At 59.9% G+C, this 20845-nt stretch carries 20 protein-coding genes and 1 pseudogene; 12 read left to right on the top strand and 9 right to left on the bottom strand.

Features of this window, described 5'->3' with window-relative positions:
* Positions 1-40: 40 nt before the first annotated feature.
* Positions 41-484 (bottom strand): peptidoglycan-binding protein LysM, encoded by a 444-nt coding sequence (gene lysM / locus NR164_RS20310; RefSeq protein ID WP_046385045.1) that lies wholly within the window; start codon positions 482-484, stop codon positions 41-43.
* A 131-nt stretch (positions 485-615) separates the two neighbouring features.
* Between lysM and NR164_RS20305 the strand changes: the two genes are divergently transcribed.
* From NR164_RS20305 to NR164_RS20290, 4 genes are all read left to right on the top strand, one after another.
* Positions 616-1503: a LysR family transcriptional regulator gene (locus NR164_RS20305; protein WP_017848560.1), complete on the top strand. Its 888-nt coding sequence runs from the start codon at positions 616-618 to the stop codon at positions 1501-1503.
* A gap of 97 nt (positions 1504-1600) precedes the next feature.
* Positions 1601-2440 carry a formate dehydrogenase accessory sulfurtransferase FdhD gene (gene fdhD / locus NR164_RS20300; protein ID WP_046385046.1) on the top strand — a complete coding sequence of 280 codons (840 nt, stop codon included), beginning with the start codon at positions 1601-1603 and terminating at the stop codon, positions 2438-2440.
* Complete coding sequence (locus NR164_RS20295) at positions 2437-4785, top strand: FdhF/YdeP family oxidoreductase (RefSeq protein ID WP_256823180.1); 2349 nt, start codon at positions 2437-2439, stop codon at positions 4783-4785. Before fdhD ends, NR164_RS20295 begins: the two co-directional genes overlap by 4 nt.
* A 199-nt stretch (positions 4786-4984) precedes the next feature.
* Complete coding sequence (locus NR164_RS20290; protein ID WP_017848563.1) at positions 4985-5461, top strand: glycine zipper domain-containing protein; 477 nt, start codon at positions 4985-4987, stop codon at positions 5459-5461.
* Positions 5462-5579: 118 nt separating this feature from the next.
* Here NR164_RS20290 and NR164_RS20285 read toward each other — a convergent pair whose 3' ends face one another.
* From NR164_RS20285 to NR164_RS20275, 3 genes are all read right to left on the bottom strand, one after another.
* Positions 5580-6011, bottom strand: a complete 432-nt coding sequence (locus NR164_RS20285) for a thioesterase family protein (RefSeq protein ID WP_102617764.1) — start codon at positions 6009-6011, stop codon at positions 5580-5582.
* Positions 6012-6034: 23 nt separating this feature from the next.
* A complete protein-coding gene (locus NR164_RS20280; protein WP_256823179.1) occupies positions 6035-7972 on the bottom strand; it encodes an ATP-dependent DNA helicase RecQ in 1938 nt (645 codons plus the stop codon).
* Between the two features lie 286 nt (positions 7973-8258).
* Complete coding sequence (locus tag NR164_RS20275; protein WP_017848566.1) at positions 8259-9434, bottom strand: tetratricopeptide repeat protein; 1176 nt, start codon at positions 9432-9434, stop codon at positions 8259-8261.
* Positions 9435-9594: 160 nt separating this feature from the next.
* On the opposite strand from NR164_RS20275, the pseudogene NR164_RS20270 reads away from it, so the two are divergent.
* The 4 genes and pseudogenes from NR164_RS20270 to NR164_RS20255 all read left to right on the top strand — a co-directional run.
* Positions 9595-9753: pseudogene (locus NR164_RS20270) on the top strand (Fic family protein); the annotation flags it as partial.
* A gap of 365 nt (positions 9754-10118) precedes the next feature.
* Positions 10119-10601 carry a hypothetical protein gene (locus NR164_RS20265; RefSeq protein ID WP_079442635.1) on the top strand — a complete coding sequence of 161 codons (483 nt, stop codon included), beginning with the start codon at positions 10119-10121 and terminating at the stop codon, positions 10599-10601.
* 212 nt (positions 10602-10813) lie between these two features.
* On the top strand, positions 10814-11242 hold the full coding sequence (locus NR164_RS20260; RefSeq protein WP_231590006.1) for a DUF1493 family protein: 429 nt from the start codon (positions 10814-10816) through the stop codon (positions 11240-11242).
* A gap of 269 nt (positions 11243-11511) precedes the next feature.
* Positions 11512-11868, top strand: coding sequence for a DUF1493 family protein (locus NR164_RS20255; RefSeq protein WP_017848567.1), 357 nt, complete (start codon positions 11512-11514; stop codon positions 11866-11868).
* Between the two features lie 86 nt (positions 11869-11954).
* On the opposite strand, the gene NR164_RS20250 is transcribed toward NR164_RS20255, so the two are convergent.
* Positions 11955-13496 carry a phosphoenolpyruvate carboxykinase gene (locus tag NR164_RS20250; protein WP_017848568.1) on the bottom strand — a complete coding sequence of 514 codons (1542 nt, stop codon included), beginning with the start codon at positions 13494-13496 and terminating at the stop codon, positions 11955-11957.
* A 179-nt stretch (positions 13497-13675) separates the two neighbouring features.
* Positions 13676-14578, bottom strand: a complete 903-nt coding sequence (hslO, locus tag NR164_RS20245) for an Hsp33 family molecular chaperone HslO (RefSeq protein WP_017848569.1) — start codon at positions 14576-14578, stop codon at positions 13676-13678.
* 126 nt (positions 14579-14704) lie between these two features.
* Between hslO and NR164_RS20240 the strand changes: the two genes are divergently transcribed.
* Positions 14705-15508: a phosphatase PAP2 family protein gene (locus tag NR164_RS20240; protein ID WP_017848570.1), complete on the top strand. Its 804-nt coding sequence runs from the start codon at positions 14705-14707 to the stop codon at positions 15506-15508.
* A gap of 45 nt (positions 15509-15553) precedes the next feature.
* Here the strand turns inward: NR164_RS20240 and NR164_RS20235 are convergent, their stop codons facing one another.
* Complete coding sequence (locus NR164_RS20235) at positions 15554-15961, bottom strand: RNA-binding S4 domain-containing protein (RefSeq protein WP_017848571.1); 408 nt, start codon at positions 15959-15961, stop codon at positions 15554-15556.
* 116 nt (positions 15962-16077) lie between these two features.
* Between NR164_RS20235 and NR164_RS20230 the strand changes: the two genes are divergently transcribed.
* From NR164_RS20230 to rimK, 3 genes are read left to right on the top strand one after another with little or no spacing between them, the layout of a single operon-like run.
* The gene (locus tag NR164_RS20230; protein WP_017848572.1) at positions 16078-16857 is read left to right on the top strand and encodes an EAL domain-containing protein; all 780 of its coding nucleotides are present in this window, start codon (positions 16078-16080) and stop codon (positions 16855-16857) included.
* A gap of 31 nt (positions 16858-16888) precedes the next feature.
* Positions 16889-17353, top strand: a complete 465-nt coding sequence (locus NR164_RS20225) for an ATP-dependent zinc protease (RefSeq protein ID WP_372340295.1) — start codon at positions 16889-16891, stop codon at positions 17351-17353.
* The gene (rimK, locus tag NR164_RS20220; protein WP_003213178.1) at positions 17350-18255 is read left to right on the top strand and encodes a 30S ribosomal protein S6--L-glutamate ligase; all 906 of its coding nucleotides are present in this window, start codon (positions 17350-17352) and stop codon (positions 18253-18255) included. The genes NR164_RS20225 and rimK overlap by 4 nt, the downstream gene beginning before the upstream one ends.
* Before the next feature lie 97 nt (positions 18256-18352).
* On the opposite strand, the gene NR164_RS20215 is transcribed toward rimK, so the two are convergent.
* Together NR164_RS20215 and ompR are read right to left on the bottom strand one after the other, a co-directional pair.
* Complete coding sequence (locus tag NR164_RS20215) at positions 18353-19666, bottom strand: ATP-binding protein (protein WP_017848574.1); 1314 nt, start codon at positions 19664-19666, stop codon at positions 18353-18355.
* 117 nt (positions 19667-19783) lie between these two features.
* The gene (ompR, locus tag NR164_RS20210) at positions 19784-20524 is read right to left on the bottom strand and encodes a two-component system response regulator OmpR (RefSeq protein WP_003213175.1); all 741 of its coding nucleotides are present in this window, start codon (positions 20522-20524) and stop codon (positions 19784-19786) included.
* Positions 20525-20845 lie beyond the last annotated feature (321 nt).

The following is a 20845-nucleotide window of genomic DNA, read 5'->3' as shown; positions in this document are numbered from 1 at the left end:
CCATGTGGGAGCAAGCCCCCACACAGGTTTACCGCGTGTACTACTCGGGAATGCGCAGCGTCTGCCCCGGGTAGATCTTGTCCGGATGCGACAACATCGGCTTGTTGGCCTCAAAGATCTTGTTGTACAGATTGGCGTTGCCATACACCGCCAGGGAAATCGCGCTGAGGGTGTCGCCCTTTTTCACCACGACAAAACGCGCCGCCACAATCGGTGCGGGGTCGGTGACCTTGATCTGGTCATCCACACTCGCGACCCCGGCAATATTGCCCAGCGCCAGCAGGATCTTCTCTTTCTCTTCCTGGCTGGCAACTTCGCCGGTCACGGTCACCTTGTCGCCGTCAACCGTGGTCTGTACGTTCGGATTACCCAGACCGACCTTGGCCACATGCTCTTTCAACTGCTCGCTGGCGTTCGCATTACCCGGCGTCAACAGGTCGATCAACTTTTCGCCGGCTTCCTTAACAAAGCTAAAAATACTCATGCTGCTCTCTCCTTGGGTTTGAGTTCCAGATGCCAAAGACTAGACCAGCCCAACAGATCTGGGTTCCCAGCCGCCTAAAGACCCAAACACGCTAGAATCCCCCCGCCATTGGAATAAGCCCTGGAGCGAAGATGGACATCAAGCAACTGAAATTCCTCATCGCCCTCGACGAGACGCGCCACTTCGGCCAGGCGGCCGCGCGTTGCCATATCACCCAGCCGACCCTGTCGATGCGCCTGCGCAGCCTCGAAGAAGAACTCGATCTGCCACTGGTCAACCGTGGCCAGCGCTTCGAAGGCTTCACCGCCCCAGGTGAGCGCGTGCTGGCCTGGGCGCGCACGGTGCTGGCGGCGTATGACGGCCTGCTGGCCGAAGCCGCAGCCTGCCGCGGCAACCTGGTGGGGACGTTGCGCCTGGGCGTGGTGCCGCTGTCGAGTTTCGATCCGTTGGCGCTGATGCAACAACTGCACACAGAACACCCAAGTCTGCGCTTTGAGCTGTCGGCCCTCAGCTCCGAACAGATCCTCGAACAATTGGCGAGCAATCGCCTGGACCTCGGCGTGTCCTACCTCGACCGCCTGGACAACGAGCGCTTCGACTCCCTGGCCCTCGGCGAAACCCGCATGGGCCTGCTGTACGACCAACGCTATTTCAGCTTCGGCGAAAAGCCCCTGAGCTGGGAAGCCCTGATCGAACTGCCGCTGGGCATGCTCACCAGCGGCATGCACTTCCGGCAGTCCATCGATCACAACTTCCATAGCCGGGGCCTGCACCCGCAACCGTTGTTGCAGACCGACGCGGTCCATCAGTTGTTACAAGCGGTCCACGGCGGGCTGTGCTGTGCGGTGATGCCCTTGGACGGTGGCCTGGACGCGCTGACCGAGCATCTGCGCCTGCAACCGATCGAAGACGCCCACACCCTGGCGCGCCTGGGGCTGATCATGCGCCGCAGCGCCCCGCGCTCTGCGTTGGCGGAAGCGTGTTTCGCGCTGTTTCAGAAATCGCAAACCGAGTCTTGATCGACGTCATCTATCGGTAGATCAGTACTGGCAATTAGACGCGACGCTTTGTCGCGCCTAGTCTAAACACTGACCCATCCGCCGTCGGTACTGCCTCATGAACGCCAAGCGCCCAGTCTGCGCGGCGCCCGCTGTTCAAACGCCCGCGCCCGCCGCCAGCCAGAGCTACCAGTTTTGCACGCTCGAACACACGGAAGTCGCCAGCACCGCGTTGGCGGAAGAAGTGGCGTTGGCGATTGCCTATAACGACATCAGCCAGGCCGTGATGCTGGTGACGCCGACGGACCTCGAAGACTTCATTGTAGGCTTCAGTATCGGCAGCGGCATTATCGCCGACGTTAGCGACATTTATGACCTGAAACTCAGCGGCACGGGCTCTGCCCAGTACGCTCAGGTGCAGATTTCCAGCCGCGCGTTCTGGAACCTCAAGCAGCAGCGCCGCCAACTGGCCGGTACCAGCGGTTGCGGGTTGTGCGGCGTGGAAGCGCTGGAACACGCCCTGCCGGACCTTGAGGTACTGCCCGGCGCGCCCCTGCCGCCGGCCGAGTGGCTCGACGGCCTGCGCCAGCGCATCAGCGCGTTCCAGCCTCTGGGCCAGCACAGCGGCGCGGTGCATGCGGCGGTGTTCATGAACAACCAGGGCGAACTGCTGCTGGGCCGCGAAGACATCGGCCGACACAACGCCCTCGATAAATTGATCGGCGCGCTGATCCGCCAACGGATTCCAAGCGAAGGCGGCCTGGCCATTGTCACCAGCCGTTGCAGCCTTGAGTTGATCCAGAAAGTCCTGCGCGCGGGCATCCAGACCCTGGTCAGCCTGTCGTCGCCCACCGGCCTGGCCCTGCAATGGGCACGCCGGCACAACCTCAATCTCATCCACCTGCCGCAGAAAAGTGCGCCGCGGGTCTACAGCCCTGCGATGGAGAAACAGCCATGAGCAATCACCACCAAGCCGACCAAACCCCAACCCCGCGCTACAAGCCTTACAAGGGTGCGGCGGGCGGCTGGGGCGCGCTGATCAGCGTGGCACAGGCATGGCTGACCAGCGACAACGCGCTGAAAAACCTGCGCATGATGCTCAAGACCAACCAGAACGGCGGCTTCGACTGCCCGGGCTGCGCCTGGGGCGACTCGCCGGAAAGCGGCATGGTCAAGTTCTGCGAAAACGGTGCCAAGGCAGTCAACTGGGAAGCCACCAAACGCCGCGTCGATGCCGCGTTCTTCGCCAAGCACAGCGTCACCGCGTTGCTGGAGCAAAGTGACTATTGGCTGGAATACCAGGGCCGCCTGACCGAGCCGATGCGCTACGACGCACAGACCGACCGTTACCAGCCCATCAGTTGGGAGGCGGCGTTCGAGCTGATCGGCCAGCACCTCAACGCCCTGCCGAGCCCGGACATGGCCGAGTTCTACACCTCGGGCCGCGCCAGCAACGAAGCGGCGTACCTGTACCAGTTGTTCGTGCGCGCCTACGGCACCAACAACTTCCCGGATTGCTCGAACATGTGCCACGAAGCCAGTGGCGTGGCCCTGGCGCAAAGTGTCGGCGTCGGCAAAGGCACCGTGACCTTTGACGACTTCGAACACGCCGACGCGATTTTCGTCTGGGGCCAGAACCCCGGCACCAACCACCCGCGCATGCTCGAACCGCTGCGCGAAGCGGTGAAACGCGGCGCTCAGGTGGTGTGCATCAACCCGCTGAAAGAGCGCGGCCTGGAACGCTTCCAGCACCCACAACACCCGCTGGAAATGCTCACCAACGGCGACAAGCCGACCAACACCGCGTACTTCCGCCCGGCGCTGGGGGGCGACATGGCCATCCTGCGCGGCATGGCCAAGTTCCTGCTGTTGTGGGAGCGCCAGGCCCAGGCCGAAGGCAAGGCAGCGGTGTTCGACCACGACTTCCTCAACGAACACACCACCCACGTGCTCGATTACCTCGGCCAGATCGACGACACCTCCTGGGAAGAAATCGTCGCGCAGTCCGGCCTGCCCCTGGTGGAAATCGAGCAAGCGGCGCGCATGTACGCCAAAGGCAAGAACGTGATCATGTGTTGGGCGATGGGCATCACCCAGCATCGTCACTCGGTGCCGACCATCCAGGAAATCGCCAACCTGATGCTGCTGCGCGGCAATATCGGCCGCCCGGGCGCCGGCCTGTGCCCGGTGCGCGGCCACAGTAACGTGCAGGGCGACCGCACCATGGGCATCAACGAACGGCCGCCGGTGGCGTTCCTCGACGCCCTGGAGCGGCGCTTCCAGTTCCAGGTGCCGCGCACCAACGGGCACAACGTGGTCGAGGCGATCCACGCCATGCTGGAAGGCCGCGCCAAAGTATTTATCGGCCTGGGCGGCAACTTCGCCCAAGCCACCCCGGACAGCCCGCGCACCTTCGAAGCCCTGCGCAATTGCGACCTGACCGTGCAGATCAGCACCAAGCTCAACCGCAGCCACCTGATGCACGGCAAAGACGCGCTGATCCTGCCGTGCCTAGGCCGCACCGACATCGACATCCAGGCCGAAGGCCCGCAGGCGGTGACGGTGGAAGACTCGTTCAGCATGGTCCACGGCTCCAACGGCCAGCTGCAACCGCTGTCGAGCCGGATGAAATCCGAGCCGGCCATTCTCGCCGGCATCGCCGCCGCCACCCTGGGCAGCCAACCGGTGGACTGGAACTGGCTGGTGGGCGACTACGGACGTATTCGCGAGCTGATCGCCGACACCATCCCAGGCTTCAAGGACTTCAACGAGCGGATCAAAAACCCGGGCGGTTTCTACCTGGGCAACGCCGCCGGGGCACGTCGCTGGAACACGCCTTCGGGCCGCGCCAACTTCCGCCCGAACGTCCTGCCCAAGGACCTGATCCACGAACGCACCCACGCCACCGGGCACGTGCCGGACCTGATCATGCAGTCGATGCGCTCCCACGATCAGTACAACACCACCATTTATGGCCTGGACGACCGCTATCGCGGGGTCAAAGGTCAACGCGACGTGTTGTTCGTCAACGAAGCCGACATCATCCGCCTGGGCTTCAAGCCGGGGCAAAAGGCCGACATCGTGTCGCTGTGGGAAGACGGCCGTGAGCGCCGCGTAAAAGGCTTCACCTTGCTCGCGTTCGATATTCCGGCGGGGCAGGCAGCGGCTTACTACCCGGAAGTGAACCCGCTGGTGCCCTTGGAAAGCACCGGGGATGGCAGCCATACGCCGACGTCGAAATTTGTGGCGATCCGTCTGGAAGCGGCGAGCGACAATGGCCTGATCATGGCGCGCTCGGCGTAAATTCCAGGCACAAAAAAGGCCGCTTTTGCATAAAAGCGGCCGTTCCGAAGTAATTACAGACCCGCCAAAATTACTTAAGTTCCCTAGCTAAAACAGTAAGTTAGAGAATTGTGTACAAGTCGTGTTACTGGTCGGATTTCTATTGTCACAATGTCGACACAGCCTCAGGATCGCGCCGTCATCCTCTTGAGGTCTCTCTATGAAGTTCTCCTCGATTCTCTTGTTGTCCCTTGGCCTGGTCAGTGGCGCAGCCATGGCCGGTGGCACCACCGAAGCCGGTGTAGGCGGCGCATTGGGCGGGGTACTCGGTTCGGTTGTCGGCCAGCAGGTCGGCGGTAATACCGGTTCAGCCATCGGTGCAGCCCTGGGCGGCGCGGGCGGCAGTGCGGTCGGCGCTGACAAGCGCAGCCGCGGCGAAGCAGCCATTGGCGGCGCCCTGGGCGCAGCGGGCGGCAACGTGGTAGGCCGCAGCATGGGCGGCACCACCGGCAGCCTGATCGGCGCAGCCGCTGGCGGCGGCGCGGGCGGCGCGCTGGGCAACTACATGGGCAACAAGAGCGATGACGACGACCGTCGTTACCGTGGCCGTGACGACCGTCGCTACTACCGGGATGGTCACCCTGGCCGTGGCCATGCCTATGGCCATCGCAAGAACAAGCATCACTACCGTGATTGATCAGATCTAAAGAACACTGAAGAAACACTGTGGGAGGGAGCTTGCTCCCGATAGCCGAGTTTCAGTCACCCATGTGCTGGCTGATACACCGCTATCGGGGGCAAGCCCCCTCCCACAGTCAGGCCACCAACCGCTGCAACGCCTCGCGCAACATCCCCGGAATCGTCACCGGCTGGTTCGTCCCCCGATCCACGAACACATGCACAAAGCGCCCTGCCGCACAGGCGTCCTCCTCGCCTGCCTTGAACACCGCCAACTCATACTGCACCGAGCTGTTGCCCAACTTGCCGACCCGCAGGCCTATTTCGATGCGTTCGGGAAAGGCGACGGAAGCAAAGTAATCACACGCCGAACTCACCACAAACCCCACCACCTCGCCGTCATGAATATCCAAGCCACCGTGTTCGATCAGGTAGGTATTCACCGCAGTGTCGAAGAAGCTGTAGTAGGTCACGTTGTTCACATGACCATACACATCATTGTCGTGCCAGCGCGTAATGATCGGCTGGAAGTGCCGGTAATCGGCGCGTTGGGGCATGGAGTCAGGCATCGGCGCGTCTCGTCAAAGTGGGTTTACAGGTTATTCAAATGGGTTTCGGCCCACTCGCGTACCTCGGCGTAGGGGTAGTCCTCCAGCGCAGCAAAACCAGGGATGCCGCGTGCCTTCAACTTGGTGAACAGCGGCACGCTGATACCGCCCAGGAACCGCGTCAGCCGCTCGGCGCCGGGCAGTTGGCCGCAGTACTCATGATGCCTGTGGATAAAATCACCGCACAGCCCCATGAAGTTTTTATCCACAAGCGGCGCCAGGCTCGGCGGCGCCGGCAAATGCGCGACATGGCCGTGGCACACCGAACAATGCCCGCAGCGCTGCGGTGCATGTTCATCACCGAAATAGCGGGCCAGGCGCTGGCCCAGGCAGTGTTCGGTGGCGAACAGGTCGAGCATGGCGTGAATCCGTGCCACTTCCGTGACCTCGTGTTGCTTGAAGCCTGTGTATAACTCGGCGCTCAACACCTGCGGATCGAAATCGGTCTTCAGCAGGCTGTAGACCTCCGTCATCTGCTTGCTTTCCAGCTCGATCAGGCCCTGCTCCTGGAAGTAATCCAGCGCTTTCACCACGCGATTGCGCTCGGCCTGGTGCTGTTGATAAAGCGTGTCGAAATCCACTGTCGCCCAGGTCTTGGCCCGCTTGCACACCTGGACGATCGCTGCGACAAACGCCTGCCGCTCCCCGGAAAACCGCGCCAACAAGGCCTCGGGCTCGATCAGGTACTTGAACCGGTATTCGGCGTAAAACGCGTAGCGCGGCGCAATCACGCCTTTGAGTTCCAACTGCACCAGCAGCGTCTTGAGGGGCAGCTCGCGGATGTTGCTGTGGTCCGACAGCGAGCGCAGCAGAAACTCCCACTGCCCGTCCCCTCGCGCGGCCTGCAACTCGTCCAGCACACGGCGAATGCCCTCCTGCTCGGGCGTGTCGCCGTACACGAAGTTTTCCAGCACATTGAGGCTGTCTCGGTTGGCGAGCACCAGGCAATCCGAGGGTTGCCCGTCACGCCCGGCGCGGCCGATTTCCTGGCTGTAGTTTTCGATGGATTTGGGCAGGTCGAAATGCACCACGTTGCGGATATCGCTCTTGTCGATGCCCATGCCAAACGCGATGGTGGCGACGATGCAATTGGAGCGCCCACCCATGAAACGCTGCTGGATGCCCTCGCGTTTATCGTGGGGCAAGCCGGCGTGATACGCCTCGGCCTGGATGCCATGGCGATTCAGGTGCTCGGCGATCTGCTCGGCGGTTTTCTGCAAGGTGACGTAGACGATGCTCGGCTGGCCGGGCCGCTCGTTCATCCATTGGACCAGCCGCCGACGCTTGTCCGCGCCGCTCACCGGTTCTACCAACAGGTTGAGGTTCGGCCGGTAGAAGCCCGTGGTGATCACGTCGTCAGGTGCAATGGCGAACTTGGCCTGCATGTCGGCAATCACCTTGGGCGTCGCTGTAGCCGTCAGCAGCAGCGCTTGTGGGATATTGAACTGATGCTGGTAGTCCGGCAGCTTCAAATAATCCGGACGGAAGTTGTGGCCCCATTCGGAAATACAGTGCGCCTCATCCACCACCAGCAATGAAATGGGCACGCTCTGCAGGAAGTTGCGAAAGCGCTCGTTCTTCAAGCGCTCCACGGAAATCATCAGGATTTTCAACTCGCCCGAGCGCGCGCGCGCCATCACCTCATTGGCCTCATCGCGGCTTTGCGCCGAATCGATACTGCCGGCCGAGATGCCATGGCGTTGCAGGAAACCCAACTGGTCCTGCATCAGCGCCAGCAACGGCGACACCACCAGCGTCAGGTGCGGTAGCAACACCGCCGACAGCTGGTAACACAGGGACTTGCCCGACCCGGTCGGAAAAATCGCTGCCGCCGAACGACCGGCCAGTACGGCGCTGACCGCGGCTTCCTGGCCCAAACGAAATTGTGGATAACCAAAGACCTGCTGGAGGGTGTCGTGCATAAGCTGTCACTCCATTGACCGCTGAAGGTGGCTCAAAAACATAGCCTGGGACGCTCAGCGAATCGAGATAGGTCGCAAGGAAAAAAGAGACAGGATGATACACAGGCTGGGGCAATGGCCTTGGGCCAAATGTGACAAGTTCGACTGTGTAAGTAGGAACATCACAAACCAAATGTGGGAAGGGGATTGCTCCCGATGGCGGTGTATCAGTCAGAAATCAACCGACTGAATTACCGCCATCGGGAGCAACCCCCTTCCCACACCTTAGAACGGCCCTACAGCTAAATCAGCGGTTCTGCACACGCTCGATCGCCGTGTCATACACCGGATTGGCCTTCTGTTCCTTGGCCAACTGGTAGTGACGCAACGCATCCGCGAACTGCCCCGCCGCTTCGTAGATCCGCGCAATATTGTAGTAGGCGCCGGCACGCACGGTCGCGGCAGTGGCACCGTTCGCCAGGGCGATGGCCTTGCGGTTGGCCCAGATCGACTCGGCGGTGTTGCCGGCCTTCTGATACGCCAGGCCCAGGTTGCCGTAGGCTTTGCCGAAGCTATTGTCCAGGTCGATGGCCTGACGGAACAGGTCGATGGCCTGGTCCAGGTTACCTGCCTGGTAGGCTGCTTCGCCCTTCAGGTTCAGCTTCTTCGCATCCGCTTGTACCGACGAGCTGACAGCCACTGCGGTGACGGCCACGCTGTCGTCCAGCAGCGGCTTGACCTCATTGAGTACGTCTTCGGCACCGACTCTCACACCGGTGAACGTGTTGATGTCCTGGAAGTCGCCACTACCGGTCATGCGGAATACGGTCCACAGGTTGCCCGCGCGGTTCTGCGGCACGTAGTAGGTGCGTACCAGGGATTGCCCCATGTACACAAACACCTTGGCCTCACTGTTGGACAACTCGTTCGAGTTTGGATAACCACTGTTGGAGTAGTCATGCACGGCATACACGTAGCTTTCGCCGTAGTGCTTCTTCTGCAGGGTAATGGTTTCCGGGCCATAGCTGTCGGTGTCGTCCACATCCAACTCAGCGTCGGTGCCCTTTTTGTTACGGAAGAAGATGTTATTGCCGGGGAAAATCATATGCGAGTCGAGGTCGCGCGGGGTCTTGCCCCAGGTCAGCACCACACGCAGGCCGTCGAGGTTTTCCATCACCGGGCTGATGGCGTAGGTCATGCCGGCACAGGGGCACTTCACTACCAGGTTGGAATAGCCGGGCTTCTTGATGATCAACAGGTTGCTGGCATCATCGGCCGCTTCGCTGGTGAGGGTCACCTGGCCTTGGGCGTTGGTGCGGCCCACTACGTTCTGTGCGCCGTTACGTTGCAGCAGGACTTCGGCGTCGGCGATTTTCTGGTCCTTGACCACCGCACTGAGCACCTCGATCGGCAACTGCTCGGCCTGGATCGAAAAAGCCACTGCACACAATGACATCGCCGAAGCGACACGAAGCAAACCCATGCTTAACTCCCTTTAAGTAGTGGACGGGATCGTCCTACAAGATTTTGCGGTGAAACATACGCTGAATTTAGAGCCCTTGCGGACTTTTTATACAAAATGTGACGTGATTTTATTTCGCTACAATCAAGCCTTGCTACCCCGGTAGCGGCGTCCTGCGTAACCGCCCTACGACCTCGACCGCCTGCAACACATCCACCGCACGCTGTTCGACGACATCTACGACTGGGCTGGCGAGTTGCGCAGCGTCAACATCCAGAAAGGCAGCACACTGTTCTGCACCCCGGAACGCATCCCGCCGGAAGCGGCGAAAATCATCCAGGGTGTATCAGTAGGCCTGTCAGTGCCTGATCGAACCACGAACGGCTAAACCAGCTATTAAGCAAACACAACCAAGCCAGCCACACAGCTAAAACTGTGGGAGTGGGCCTGCCTGCGACGGCGAAACTTCAGGCTATATTTCTATACCTGACCCACCGCCATCGCGGGTAAGCCCGACTCCCACAATTGATTGGCTTTGCCCTGCAAATCTCGGTGAAATTGAAAATGCGGGAATCCTCCGTAAGAAACTATCTATTACTGCGTAGTCCCCTTCCCAAACTGCTTAAAACACCCGCCCAATCCTCTACATAACCCCCCTTCGCATGGCCGAAACTATTGATCTCTCAACTGCCTCGGCAAAAATCCATGGACATCGAAAGGACTCAACACATCGGCCACTACGGCGTCACCTTCACGGTCATTCGCCTTACCGTTCTCCCCACTCACAAGCATGCTCTGGCAAACCTTTGCTTGTTAGAAGCCGGTGCTTCAGCAAACGAGGTGCGCTATCGACTAGTGGATCTTTATGAAAAGATGTTTGCTCGTGATTTGCCCTGCAAGATGACTGTCGCGATTTCCAAGCCGCTGACCCGGCAACAAGCCGATCTGCTTAACGAACGCGGGACCATCGTCGCCTTATTATTGGCAGGGGCCTTCGGTGCGCCCATTCACCCGCTTTCAAAACCTGTAGCACGCGTCGTTGGCACCACGGTGGGCTTAATCATCAAAAGCATCATCCGTAGCTACCACGCTGGCGACATGGTCATTGGAATTGAAGCCCAGGTCGAAGGCGGGATAGGCCCTCAACGCTCCATGTCTGCCATTGTCGTCCCGTTCCTAGGCGGTTAAGCCCAATGATTGAATATCTTCAATGGATCGTTTTTATCGTTTTGGACATTGTCCTTGTCAAAAAAATCAGATCCCATAACCTCAGGAAATACGCAGGCCTGTCCCTACTGGCTGCGGGGCTGATCTGTTCAATATGGCTCCCTTACTGGATAACTGAAATCCAACTTCCCAGCATCCCGATAGGCGCTATCCTAATAGGCTCAGGATTGTTCTTGGACCGCGACCGCTACAGTCGAATCAGGTCAACTCACCCGCTACTCGTCGCCCCAACGTTGAACCTGGCCCCCGGTTTTCCTGACGATCCTGTCATGCTCCATCTTCTGCAGCTAATTCATGAAGATGTAGGTCTGCCCAAACACCAAATCATAACCATCAATACCTCAATCAACCATGATCTCGGCTGTAACGGCGTCGAGGCAAAACAACTGATGGCAGCGCTGAAACAATATTTCGGCATAAACCTCGGCGACTATAAAAACAACCGCTACTTCAAGCACCGAGGTTTTGATGCGTACTTACGACTCGTGGAAAGAGGCTGCGAGGGAAAGATCCCGCTAACCATCCACATGCTCTATCAAGCCGTCAAAGCCAAACGCTGGGATACCCGAACACTCGAAGCGACGGGACCTCAGAAGCGATGAATTTCTACCTGCAATTAATGTGTTTCCTCGGGTTCTACCTTGTGCTGCACTACCAAATAACCGACTGCACGCTCAGAAAGCGCTTGGCAATCACATTTCTCGCAACCGGCCTGATTTTCACCTTCCTACTACCCTACGTAGCAGTAATCCTTAGAATGCCCTTCCTGCCTGTTCTTCTATTCTTGATAGGCTTGGCACTCTTCATCACCCGAAACAAATTTCGCCTCAAACGCGACCGTCCCCCTCACCCACTCCTGCGTGCTCCCACCATGAACCTCGCCCCCAACTTCCCCGAAGACCCGGTCATGCAGCAACTCCTGCAACTGCTGCACGAAGAAATCGGCCTGCCCAAACACAAGACCATTCGCCTGCAGACCTCACTCAACTTCGACCTGGGCTGCGACGGCAGTGAAGCCAAGCAACTCATGGAAGCACTGGAGCAGGAATTCGCCCTCGATCTGGGCGACTACGACACTTATCGTTACTTCAACCCACCGGTGTTTGATGTGTTCCTCAAGCGGCGGGCCAAGGGGCGTGGCGAAAAGGTGCCGCTGACCATCGGCATGCTTTATCTGGCGATCAAAACCCACAGCTGGGACACGCAGACGCTGGAAAACTTGAGCTAACCGGCAAAACAGCGGCAGGCGCCAACTGACCGTTCGCGCACAAAAAAGCCGCCCACAGGGGGCGGCTTTTTCACAACGACCGAATCTTACAACTTCGGACCCGCTGCCTTGATCGCATCGCTCACGTCAAACTTCTTGAAGTTCTCGATGAACAGACCCGCCAGCGCCTTCGCCGCTTCGTCGTAGGCAGCCTTGTCAGCCCAGGTGTTACGTGGGTTCAACAGGCCGGTCTCAACGCCCGGTACAGCCAATGGCACGTCCAGGTTGATGGTGTCGAGGTGTTGCGTTTCAACGCCGATCAATGCGCCGCTCTGGATCGCTGCGATCACGCCGCGGGTGGTCGGGATGTTGAAGCGTTGGCCGACGCCGTAGCCGCCGCCGGTCCAGCCGGTGTTGACCAGGTAGACCTTGGAGCCGAAGCCGCGGATGCGCTTGATCAGCAGCTCGGCGTATTCACCGGCCGGGCGTGGGAAGAATGGCGCACCGAAGCAAGTCGAGAAAGTCGACTTGATGCCGCTGCCCGAACCCATTTCAGTCGAGCCCACCAGTGCGGTGTAGCCGGACAGGAAGTGGTAGGCCGCTTGTTCTTCGCTGAGGATCGACACAGGCGGCAGTACGCCGGTCAGGTCGCAGGTCAGGAAGATCACAGCATTTGGCTCGCCGCCGAGGTTCTTCTCGGAACGCTTGGCCACGTGCTCGAGCGGGTAGGCGGCACGGCTGTTCTGGGTCAGGCTGACATCGCTGTAGTCAGCATGCTTGGCCTCGTCGATGACGACGTTTTCCAGCACCGCGCCGTGCTTGATGGCTTTCCAGATAACCGGCTCGTTCTTCTCCGACAGGTCGATGCACTTGGCATAGCAACCGCCTTCGATGTTGAACACCACGCCCTTGCCCCAGCCGTGTTCGTCGTCACCGATCAGGTAACGGCTTTCGTCGGCGGACAGGGTGGTCTTGCCGGTGCCGGACAGGCCGAAGAACAGGGTCACGTCGCCTGCTTCGCCAATGTTGGCGGCGCAGTGCATCGGCAGTACGTCGGCGGCCGGTAGCAGGAAGTTCTGCACCGAGAACATGGCTTTCTTCATTTCACCAGCGTAAAGCATGCCGGCGATCAGCACTTTTTTCTGGGCGAAGTTGAGAATCACGCAACCGTCGGAGTTGGTGCCGTCACGCTCAGGCACGCACTCGAAGTTGGCCACGTTGAGCACTTGCCACTCGTCACGGCCGGCCGGGTTGTACTGGGCCGGGTTGATGAACAGGCAACGACCGAACAGGTTATGCCAGGCAGTCTGGGTGGTCATCTTCACGGCCAGGTAGTGGTCTTCGGAGGCCCCTACATGCACGTGGGAAACAAAATGTTCTTGCGCGTTGTTGAACGCCTCGACGCGAGCCCACAAGGCATCGAACTTGTCGGCCGGGAACTTGCGATTGATCGGGCCCCAGGCAATGGCGTCCTGGGTCGAAGGCTCTTCAACGATGAAACGGTCGACTGGCGAACGGCCGGTACGGTGACCGGTTTCTACGACCAGTGCGCCAGTATCGGCAAGCACGCCTTCACCGCGCTGCAGGGCTTCTTTGACCAGATCGTCAACACTCAGATCGGTGTATACGGCGTTATTGGCTTGCGTCATGAGGTTCCCCGTCGGCCTGTGGCCGAGTGCTCCAAACGTTTTGTAGTAGAAAGTTGCGCACTACTACCGCGAAAAAAGTGGGCCGGATTATGCCAGAAAAGCCCAAAAAAAGTAGGGCCCTCCCGTCAGAACAGCGCTAATCCGGCATTTGTCAGGTGATTTACCTGTGCTTAAACGTTTTAGTGGCGGGTATCGGAGGGGGTACCGATACCGGCGCCGGCGAACAATTGGGCGATATCGGCGGCGTCGAACAGGTAGCGCTGGTTGCAGAACTGGCAGTCGATTTCGATCTGACCACCATGTTCCACCACCAGATTTTGCGCATCTTCCAGGCCGAGACTGACCAGCGCGTTCGCCGAACGCTCGCGAGAGCAACTGCAATGGAAGCGCAAACCCTGCGCGTCGAACAGGCGCACAGTCTCTTCGTGGTACAGGCGATGCAGGATGGTTTCGTTGTCCAGGGCCAGCAATTCTTCGGCGGTCAGGGTGCCAGCCAGGGCGGTGAGGTTGCGCCAGCTTTCGGCGCGTTCGTCGTCGTCCTTGATGCGGTCGGCGGGCAGCTGTTGCAGCAACAGGCCACGGGCGCGCTTGCCGTCGGCGTTGAGCCAGAAGCGCGTGCCGATCTGCTGGGACATAACGAAATAGTTGGTGAAGCAGTCCGACAGGTTTTCGCCGTCGAGGTCGACGATGCCCTGGTAACGCTGGCCGTCGGTCGGGTCGACGGTGAGCGCCAGCACGCCGTTGGGCATCAGGTCGGCCAGGGTCGCGTCCGGGGCGATCAGGTCAGCCTCATACCGGGCCAGGCCACGGATCTCACGCTCGCTGGAGCACTCGATCATCAGCAACGGGACCGGACCTTCGGACCGCGCCTGCAGGATCAGCAACCCGTCGAATTTCATGGTGCCGACCAACAGCGCCGCCGCCGCCATCAATTCACCGAGCAGTTGCGCGACCGGCTCCGGATAGGGGTGCTTGGCGAGGACTTCGGCATAGCTGCGCTCCAACGAGACCAGTTCGCCGCGGGCGTCGTTCTCGTCGAAGATAAAGCGTTGGGTGAAGTCGGTATCCGGTAAATCAGTCATAGGTCTGGGTATCTGAATTGATGACAAAATTATTACAATATTTATAAGATTGAACGCTTGCGCACCATTTTAGTGCAACTTTCTCCAGGAAACAGAGAGCTTATATAGAGCAAAGAGGGACAGTTTATGAACAATCCGGGTTTGTTCCAAGCCAAGTGGAACCTCCGGCGATGGGCTTTTTGCAATCTACTCGCATTCGGGCTGCTGTGTTTTTGGCTGTGGCCCGCAGGCCAGATGCTATGCGTGTTTTTCGACGAGTGGCTGTTTCACCTGTTCAATGCCCCCCTGGCGAGCAATCCGACCTGGCTGCATGTGTGGGCCGCGGCCAGCCTGCGGCCGTTTGATGCGGTGGTCGGCGTGATTCTGCTGACGCTGTTGATTCGCGGCGATTGGGTGTTCAAGGCGGCGCAGGTGCGCCAGGCGTTTCTTGGCTTCTTCGGGATTCTGCTGCTGTTGCTGTTTATCCGCATGCTGTTTTCCAAACTCGCGGCGCAGATGGGTTGGCAACACAGCAGCCCTTCGATGGTGCTCAGCGGCGCGATTCAGATGAGCGACTATTTCCCGGGGCTGGAGAAAACCTGGGAGTTGAAAGACCGTTCGAGCCAGAGTTTCCCTGGGGATCATGCTTCGGTGCTGCTGATCTGGGGAATGTTCATGACGGTATTCGCCCAGCGGCTGGGCCAGGTGCTGGTGATCTGGGGCCTGGCGTTGTTGTTCATGATGCCGCGGCTGGTGGCGGGCGCACATTGGGCGCAGGACGATTATATCGGCGGAGTGTTGCTGGCACTGCTGGCATTGGGATGGGGCTATTACACACCGTTTGCGGCAAAGGTGTCGCAGGTGTTGCTACGGCTGACCGCGCCGGTGTTCGGGTTACTCGCCAAGCTGCCGGTGATCGGGCGATTGAGCGTCATGCGCGCATCCTGCTGACGCTCCCACATCTATCGATCTGCTTTGCGCTGACGATGTGCGCGGTCAATCGTCATTACCGCTGCCGCGAAACTTGAACAGGTCGCGGCGCTGCTTCTTGCTCGGTTTGCCATCGGTGGTCATGCCTGTGGCGCCGGCCTTACGCATCGCCGCTGCGTTTTCGCGCTTGGCGACGCTGGCTTCGGTCTCGGCATACAGCGCCTGCGCTTCGGGCGCGCCACGGCGCACGCTGGAAAGCGCCTGGACCACGACAGTTTTTTCGTCAAACCCTATGCGAATCTGCAACTCATCACCCACGCGCGGCTCTTTGCCCGGCTTGCAGCGTTCGCCGCGATGATGCACCTTGCCACTCTCGATAGCGGCCTTGGCCAAGGCACGGGTCTTATAGAAACGCGCCGCCCACAGCCACTTGTCCAAACGGATTTTTTCTTCCTCTGCCTGCTTCTGAGCCACTTGAATTCCTCGTTCTGAAAAATGTCGCAACTTTACTGTTGAAACCCTTCGACGCATAAACCCCAAGGCTCACCTAAGATACGCCAGGTAGCCCCCTGTTTTCGCGAGGATACCCTGTGACCGACTTCCCGACTTCACTCACCTCGCCCAACCAGCATTGCGTGGGCTGCCAGCAAAGCGAGCCCTTGGGTTTTGATTTTGCATTCGCCTACCAACCGATCGTAGACCTTCGCGACCATTCGGTTTTTGCCCACGAAGCCTTGGTGCGGGGTTCACAGGGCGAAGGGGCGTTGTCGGTGCTGGCCCAGGTCAACGATAGCAACCGCTACCGTTTCGACCAGCGTTGCCGTACCCAGGCAATCGCCGGCGCCGCGGCCCTGGGGATGCAAACCTGTCTTTCCATCAATTTCATGCCCAACGCGGTGTATCGACCCGAGCTGTGCATTCGCAGCACCCTGGAGGCCGCCCGCACGCACAATTTTCCGCTTGACCAGCTGATTTTCGAGACGCTGGAAAGCGAACACATAGATAACCATCGCCATTTGACGAATATTCTGCGTGAATACCGCGAATTCGGCTTCAAAACTGCCATCGACGATTTCGGCGCGGGCTATTCGGGGCTGAACCTGCTGGCCGATTTCCAACCTGACTTGATCAAACTCGACATGGCGCTGATTCGCGATGTCGACCAGGATCGTGTCCGCCAGGTCATCGTCCAGGGGATTGTCACAATCTGTGAGCAGTTGGGCGTTACTGTCATCGCTGAAGGCATTGAAAGTGCCGGTGAGCGCGACTTCCTGTCCGACTGTGGAATATTTCTGATGCAGGGCTACTGGTTCGCCAAGCCCGCATTCAACGCGCTGGCCGAGGTTTCCCCTCAAGCCTGGGCGAATTGACCGGTTACCCATATTGAAGACATTTGACCATTTGACCGTTGTCGGTCTGCGTGAGTGGGTGGCACTTCCCGACTTGGGAGTGGCAGGCCTGCGCGCGAAGATCGACACCGGTGCCAGCACTTCGAGCCTGCACGCCACCGATATCGAACCCTTTGAGCGCGACGGTGAGAAATGGGTGCGCTTTACCGCACACCTGGGCAGCGTTGTGCAGTTGCGTCACCGCCGCTGCGAAGCGCCGCTGGTGGCGATGAAAACCATCAAGAGCTCCAATGGTCATGCGCAGGTGCGCTATGTGATCAGCACCACCCTGGCGCTGGGCGACCGGGTATGGCGGGGGGAATTCACCCTCGCCTGCCGCAAGGCCATGCGCTACCGCCTGCTCCTCGGTTCCAAGGCGCTGATTGACGGCCAGTTGGTGGTCAATCCCGGCGTCAAGTACGTTCAAGACAAGCCGGTGTTCCCGGTCTCCACTATTTCTGCCCCAGGTGCTGCATGAAGATTGCTGTGCTGTCGCGAAACCCGCGTCTGTATTCCACCCGCCGCCTGGTCGAGGCCGGCACCGAACGTGGCCACGAAATGGTGGTGATCGACACGTTGCGTGCCTATATGAACATTGCCAGCCATAAGCCGCAGATCCATTACCGCGGCAAACCACTGGAAGGCTTTGATGCGGTGATCCCGCGTATCGGCGCCTCGGTGACCTTTTATGGCTGCGCGGTGTTGCGCCAGTTTGAAATGATGGGCGTCTCCCCGCTGAATGAATCCGTCGCGATCGCGCGCTCGCGGGACAAGCTGCGCTCGCTGCAATTGCTGTCGCGCCGGGGTATCGGCCTGCCGGTCACCGGCTTTGCCCACTCCCCCGACGACATTCCCGACCTGATCGAAATGGTCAACGGCGCGCCGCTGGTGATCAAGGTGCTGGAAGGCACCCAGGGCATCGGCGTGGTGCTGTGCGAAACCGCCACGGCGGCGGAGTCGGTGATCGAGGCATTCATGGGCCTCAAGCAGAACATCATGGTGCAGGAATACATCAAGGAAGCCGGCGGTGCGGATATCCGCTGCTTCGTGGTCGGCGACAAGGTGATTGCCGCGATGAAACGCCAGGCCAAGCCTGGGGAATTCCGCTCCAACCTGCACCGTGGCGGCAGTGCCAGCCTGATCAAGATCACCCCCGAAGAGCGCATGACCGCGCTACGGGCGGCCAAGGTCATGGGGTTGAGCGTCGCGGGCGTGGACATCCTGCGTTCCAACCATGGCCCGCTGGTGATGGAAGTCAATTCATCACCTGGCCTGGAAGGCATCGAGACCACCACCGGCAAGGATGTGGCGGGGATCATCATTCAACATCTGGAAAAGAGTGGCGGGCCGAACATGACCCGGACCAAGGGCAAGGGCTAGAGGAGCAGTCTTCAGCTTGAAGCTTCAGGCTGCAAGAGACGGGCAGAAGCCGTTTGCTTTTCTCTTGCAGCTCTAAACGTGCAGCTTGCCGCTGCAGCTACACCGCGTCTCGGGGCAACATCAAACCCAACGGCAAGCGCACCCGCGCTTCCAGCCCACCGCCCTCGCGGTTGCGCAGCTCAACATTGCCGCCATGCATCGAGGCAATCCGCCGCACAATCGCCAGCCCCAAACCGGTGCCCTTGCCACCCCGAGCACGGTCGCCACGGGTGAAGGGGTTGAAGATGCCTTCCAGCTCGGCCGGGTCGATACCGGCCCCGCGATCCATCACGCTCAGCACCACATAGGGCGCAGCACTGTCACCGGAAACATACGCCGCCACTTCCACATCCGAACCGGCGTGGTGCAAGGCGTTGCCGATCAGGTTGTTCAGCAGGCGCTTCATCGAGACCCGACGCAACGCAAACGGCTGGATCGGCTCCAGGCGCATCCGCACCTGCTCGCCATTCTGGTTGTAGGGCGCTACCACCTCGCGCACCAGGTCCGTCAGGTCGACGACTTCCACCACCTCGTCGCGACCATCGCGGATAAAGGCCAGGAACTGGTCGAGAATCGCGTCCATGTCCTCGATATCACGCACCATGTCGTCCGTGAGATCGGTATGGTTGCCCATCAGCTCCAGGGACAGCCGCAAACGCGTCAATGGCGTGCGCAAGTCATGGGACACGCCCGCAAGCATCAGCTCGCGCTCGCGCCCGGCCTGTTCGACGTCCTCGGCCATCTGGTTGAACGCGCTGTAGACCTCGGTCATCTCGCTGGGCGTGTCGCTGACCGGCAGGCGCACACTGCGCCCCTGTCCCAGCTGGCGGGCGGCGAACACCAGGCGTTTAAGCGGTTGATTGAGCTGGCGCACGAAAATCCACGCGGACGCCGTCGAAAGCAAGCCGATAGCCAGGAACCAGCCCAGTACATTCCAGATCTTCTGCCCTCGCAAAGGGTGCGGATACAGCGGCACCTTCAGCCAATCTTCCCCCAGGCTCGGCGCGCGCACCCACAGCGCGGGTGACACATGCATACGCAGCCGAACTTCGGTGTCGTCGCCCAGTTCCGCCTGCATCTGGCGCTGGTAAATCTCACTGTAGGGCCAATGCTGCTCGCCTTCCGGCACACCTGCACCCGCCACGCGCACCAGTGTCGCCGCCTTGGCGATTTTCTCGCGGTTCTCGGGGTCGGCCGCCCAATAGGCGCGCAAGGTCAGGGCGACACCGTGGCTGTACTGTCGATCCACCAGCACGTCTTCGTTCATCAACAGATAAACCAGCGTGAGTGCCTTGGAAAACAGAACGACGATGAGCACCAGCCAAAGGGTGCGGGAGAAGAAACTTTGCGGGAACCACAGCGGGGTTTTCATAGGAGACAGCTAGACACCTTGCAGGAACGAGCGGCGCTCGCAGAATTGCAGACGCCGGACATCCCGTCGCCCCTCATGGAGCCAAACGCCAGGATGCCCGCCCCTGCAAATCATCGGTCACTTGGTTGCAGTGCCATCCGGCACAAACACATACCCCACGCCCCACACCGTCTGGATATAACGCGGCTTGGACGGGTCCGGCTCGATCATTCGGCGCAGACGGGAAATCTGCACGTCGATGGAGCGCTCCAGAGCGTCCCATTCCCGACCACGGGCCAGGTTCATCAGTTTGTCGCGGGTCAGCGGCTGGCGCGCGTTCATCACCAGCGCCTTGAGCACGGCGAACTCGCCGGTGGTGAGCATGTGGACTTCATCGCCACGCTTGAGCTCACGGGTGGCCAATGACAGTTCGTAATCGCCGAAGGTGACGCTTTCGTCTTCACTGCCCGGTGCGCCCGGCACCGGCGCCGCCTGGCGACGCAATACGGCCTTGACCCGCGCCATCAGCTCGTCCGGGTTGAACGGCTTGGCCAGGTAATCATCAGCGCCCAGTTCGAGGCCCTTGATGCGGCTCAGCTCATCGCCCTTGGCGGTGAGCATGATGATCGGAATCTGGTTGTTCGCGCCGCGCAGGCGTTTGCAGGCGGTGAGGCCGTCTTCGCCGGGTAGCATCAGGTCGAGCACGACCAGGTTGAACACTTCCCGCCCCAACAGGCGGTCCATCTGCTCGGTGTTCGGCACCGCGCGGGCACGATAACCCTTGGAGTTGAAAAAACGCTCCAGCAGGCTGCTCAGCCCCGGATCGTCATCAACGATGAGAATTTTTTCGCCTTCAGCAGTTTGTGCAGTGCTGCTCATTGGATGCTCCTCTTATCTCGGCGCGCATTATGGCCTAGCTGCCGTTATACGCACCGTGTGCATTGTTAGCAGATTTTTCCTCTACTGCCAGCGAACCCACGCCCTACAACCTGTGGCGCAGTCCCCCCCAAGGACAGAACGCTGGTTATAATGCGGCGCCTTCGTGCAGGGCAACGTCAGATCGTTACCGTTTACTGCCGGGCTTTTTTTCACCCGCTTGTCGTGTTTTTTACGATTTCGAGGGTCAATAGGCAGCCTCTTGACCCAGGCAGCGGCGCCAGTCGGGCCGCTCAACCAGCCTCGTCGGGCCTTGTTTTCCGG

The organism is Pseudomonas sp. Pse79, assembly GCF_024519615.1.
GTDB lineage: Bacteria > Pseudomonadota > Gammaproteobacteria > Pseudomonadales > Pseudomonadaceae > Aquipseudomonas > Aquipseudomonas veronii.
The sequence above is the reverse complement of the archived record's forward strand: the minus strand, read 5'-3'. Positions and strand labels throughout refer to the sequence as shown.

What these genes read in the sequence shown, in the direction of transcription:
- ompR (WP_003213175.1), bottom strand. Translation starts at nt 20,524, where the DNA reads ATGAGCAGCACTGCACAAACTGCTGAAGGCGAAAAAATTCTCATCGTT.
- fdhD (WP_046385046.1), top strand. Translation starts at nt 1,601, where the DNA reads ATGAACGCCAAGCGCCCAGTCTGCGCGGCGCCCGCTGTTCAAACGCCC.
- NR164_RS20240 (WP_017848570.1), top strand. Translation starts at nt 14,705, where the DNA reads ATGAACAATCCGGGTTTGTTCCAAGCCAAGTGGAACCTCCGGCGATGG.
- NR164_RS20255 (WP_017848567.1), top strand. Translation starts at nt 11,512, where the DNA reads ATGAACCTCGCCCCCAACTTCCCCGAAGACCCGGTCATGCAGCAACTC.
- NR164_RS20305 (WP_017848560.1), top strand. Translation starts at nt 616, where the DNA reads ATGGACATCAAGCAACTGAAATTCCTCATCGCCCTCGACGAGACGCGC.
- NR164_RS20280 (WP_256823179.1), bottom strand. Translation starts at nt 7,972, where the DNA reads ATGCACGACACCCTCCAGCAGGTCTTTGGTTATCCACAATTTCGTTTG.
- NR164_RS20275 (WP_017848566.1), bottom strand. Translation starts at nt 9,434, where the DNA reads ATGGGTTTGCTTCGTGTCGCTTCGGCGATGTCATTGTGTGCAGTGGCT.
- NR164_RS20295 (WP_256823180.1), top strand. Translation starts at nt 2,437, where the DNA reads ATGAGCAATCACCACCAAGCCGACCAAACCCCAACCCCGCGCTACAAG.
- NR164_RS20265 (WP_079442635.1), top strand. Translation starts at nt 10,119, where the DNA reads ATGGACATCGAAAGGACTCAACACATCGGCCACTACGGCGTCACCTTC.
- NR164_RS20215 (WP_017848574.1), bottom strand. Translation starts at nt 19,666, where the DNA reads ATGAAAACCCCGCTGTGGTTCCCGCAAAGTTTCTTCTCCCGCACCCTT.
- rimK (WP_003213178.1), top strand. Translation starts at nt 17,350, where the DNA reads ATGAAGATTGCTGTGCTGTCGCGAAACCCGCGTCTGTATTCCACCCGC.
- lysM (WP_046385045.1), bottom strand. Translation starts at nt 484, where the DNA reads ATGAGTATTTTTAGCTTTGTTAAGGAAGCCGGCGAAAAGTTGATCGAC.
- hslO (WP_017848569.1), bottom strand. Translation starts at nt 14,578, where the DNA reads ATGACTGATTTACCGGATACCGACTTCACCCAACGCTTTATCTTCGAC.
- NR164_RS20285 (WP_102617764.1), bottom strand. Translation starts at nt 6,011, where the DNA reads ATGCCTGACTCCATGCCCCAACGCGCCGATTACCGGCACTTCCAGCCG.
- NR164_RS20250 (WP_017848568.1), bottom strand. Translation starts at nt 13,496, where the DNA reads ATGACGCAAGCCAATAACGCCGTATACACCGATCTGAGTGTTGACGAT.
- NR164_RS20290 (WP_017848563.1), top strand. Translation starts at nt 4,985, where the DNA reads ATGAAGTTCTCCTCGATTCTCTTGTTGTCCCTTGGCCTGGTCAGTGGC.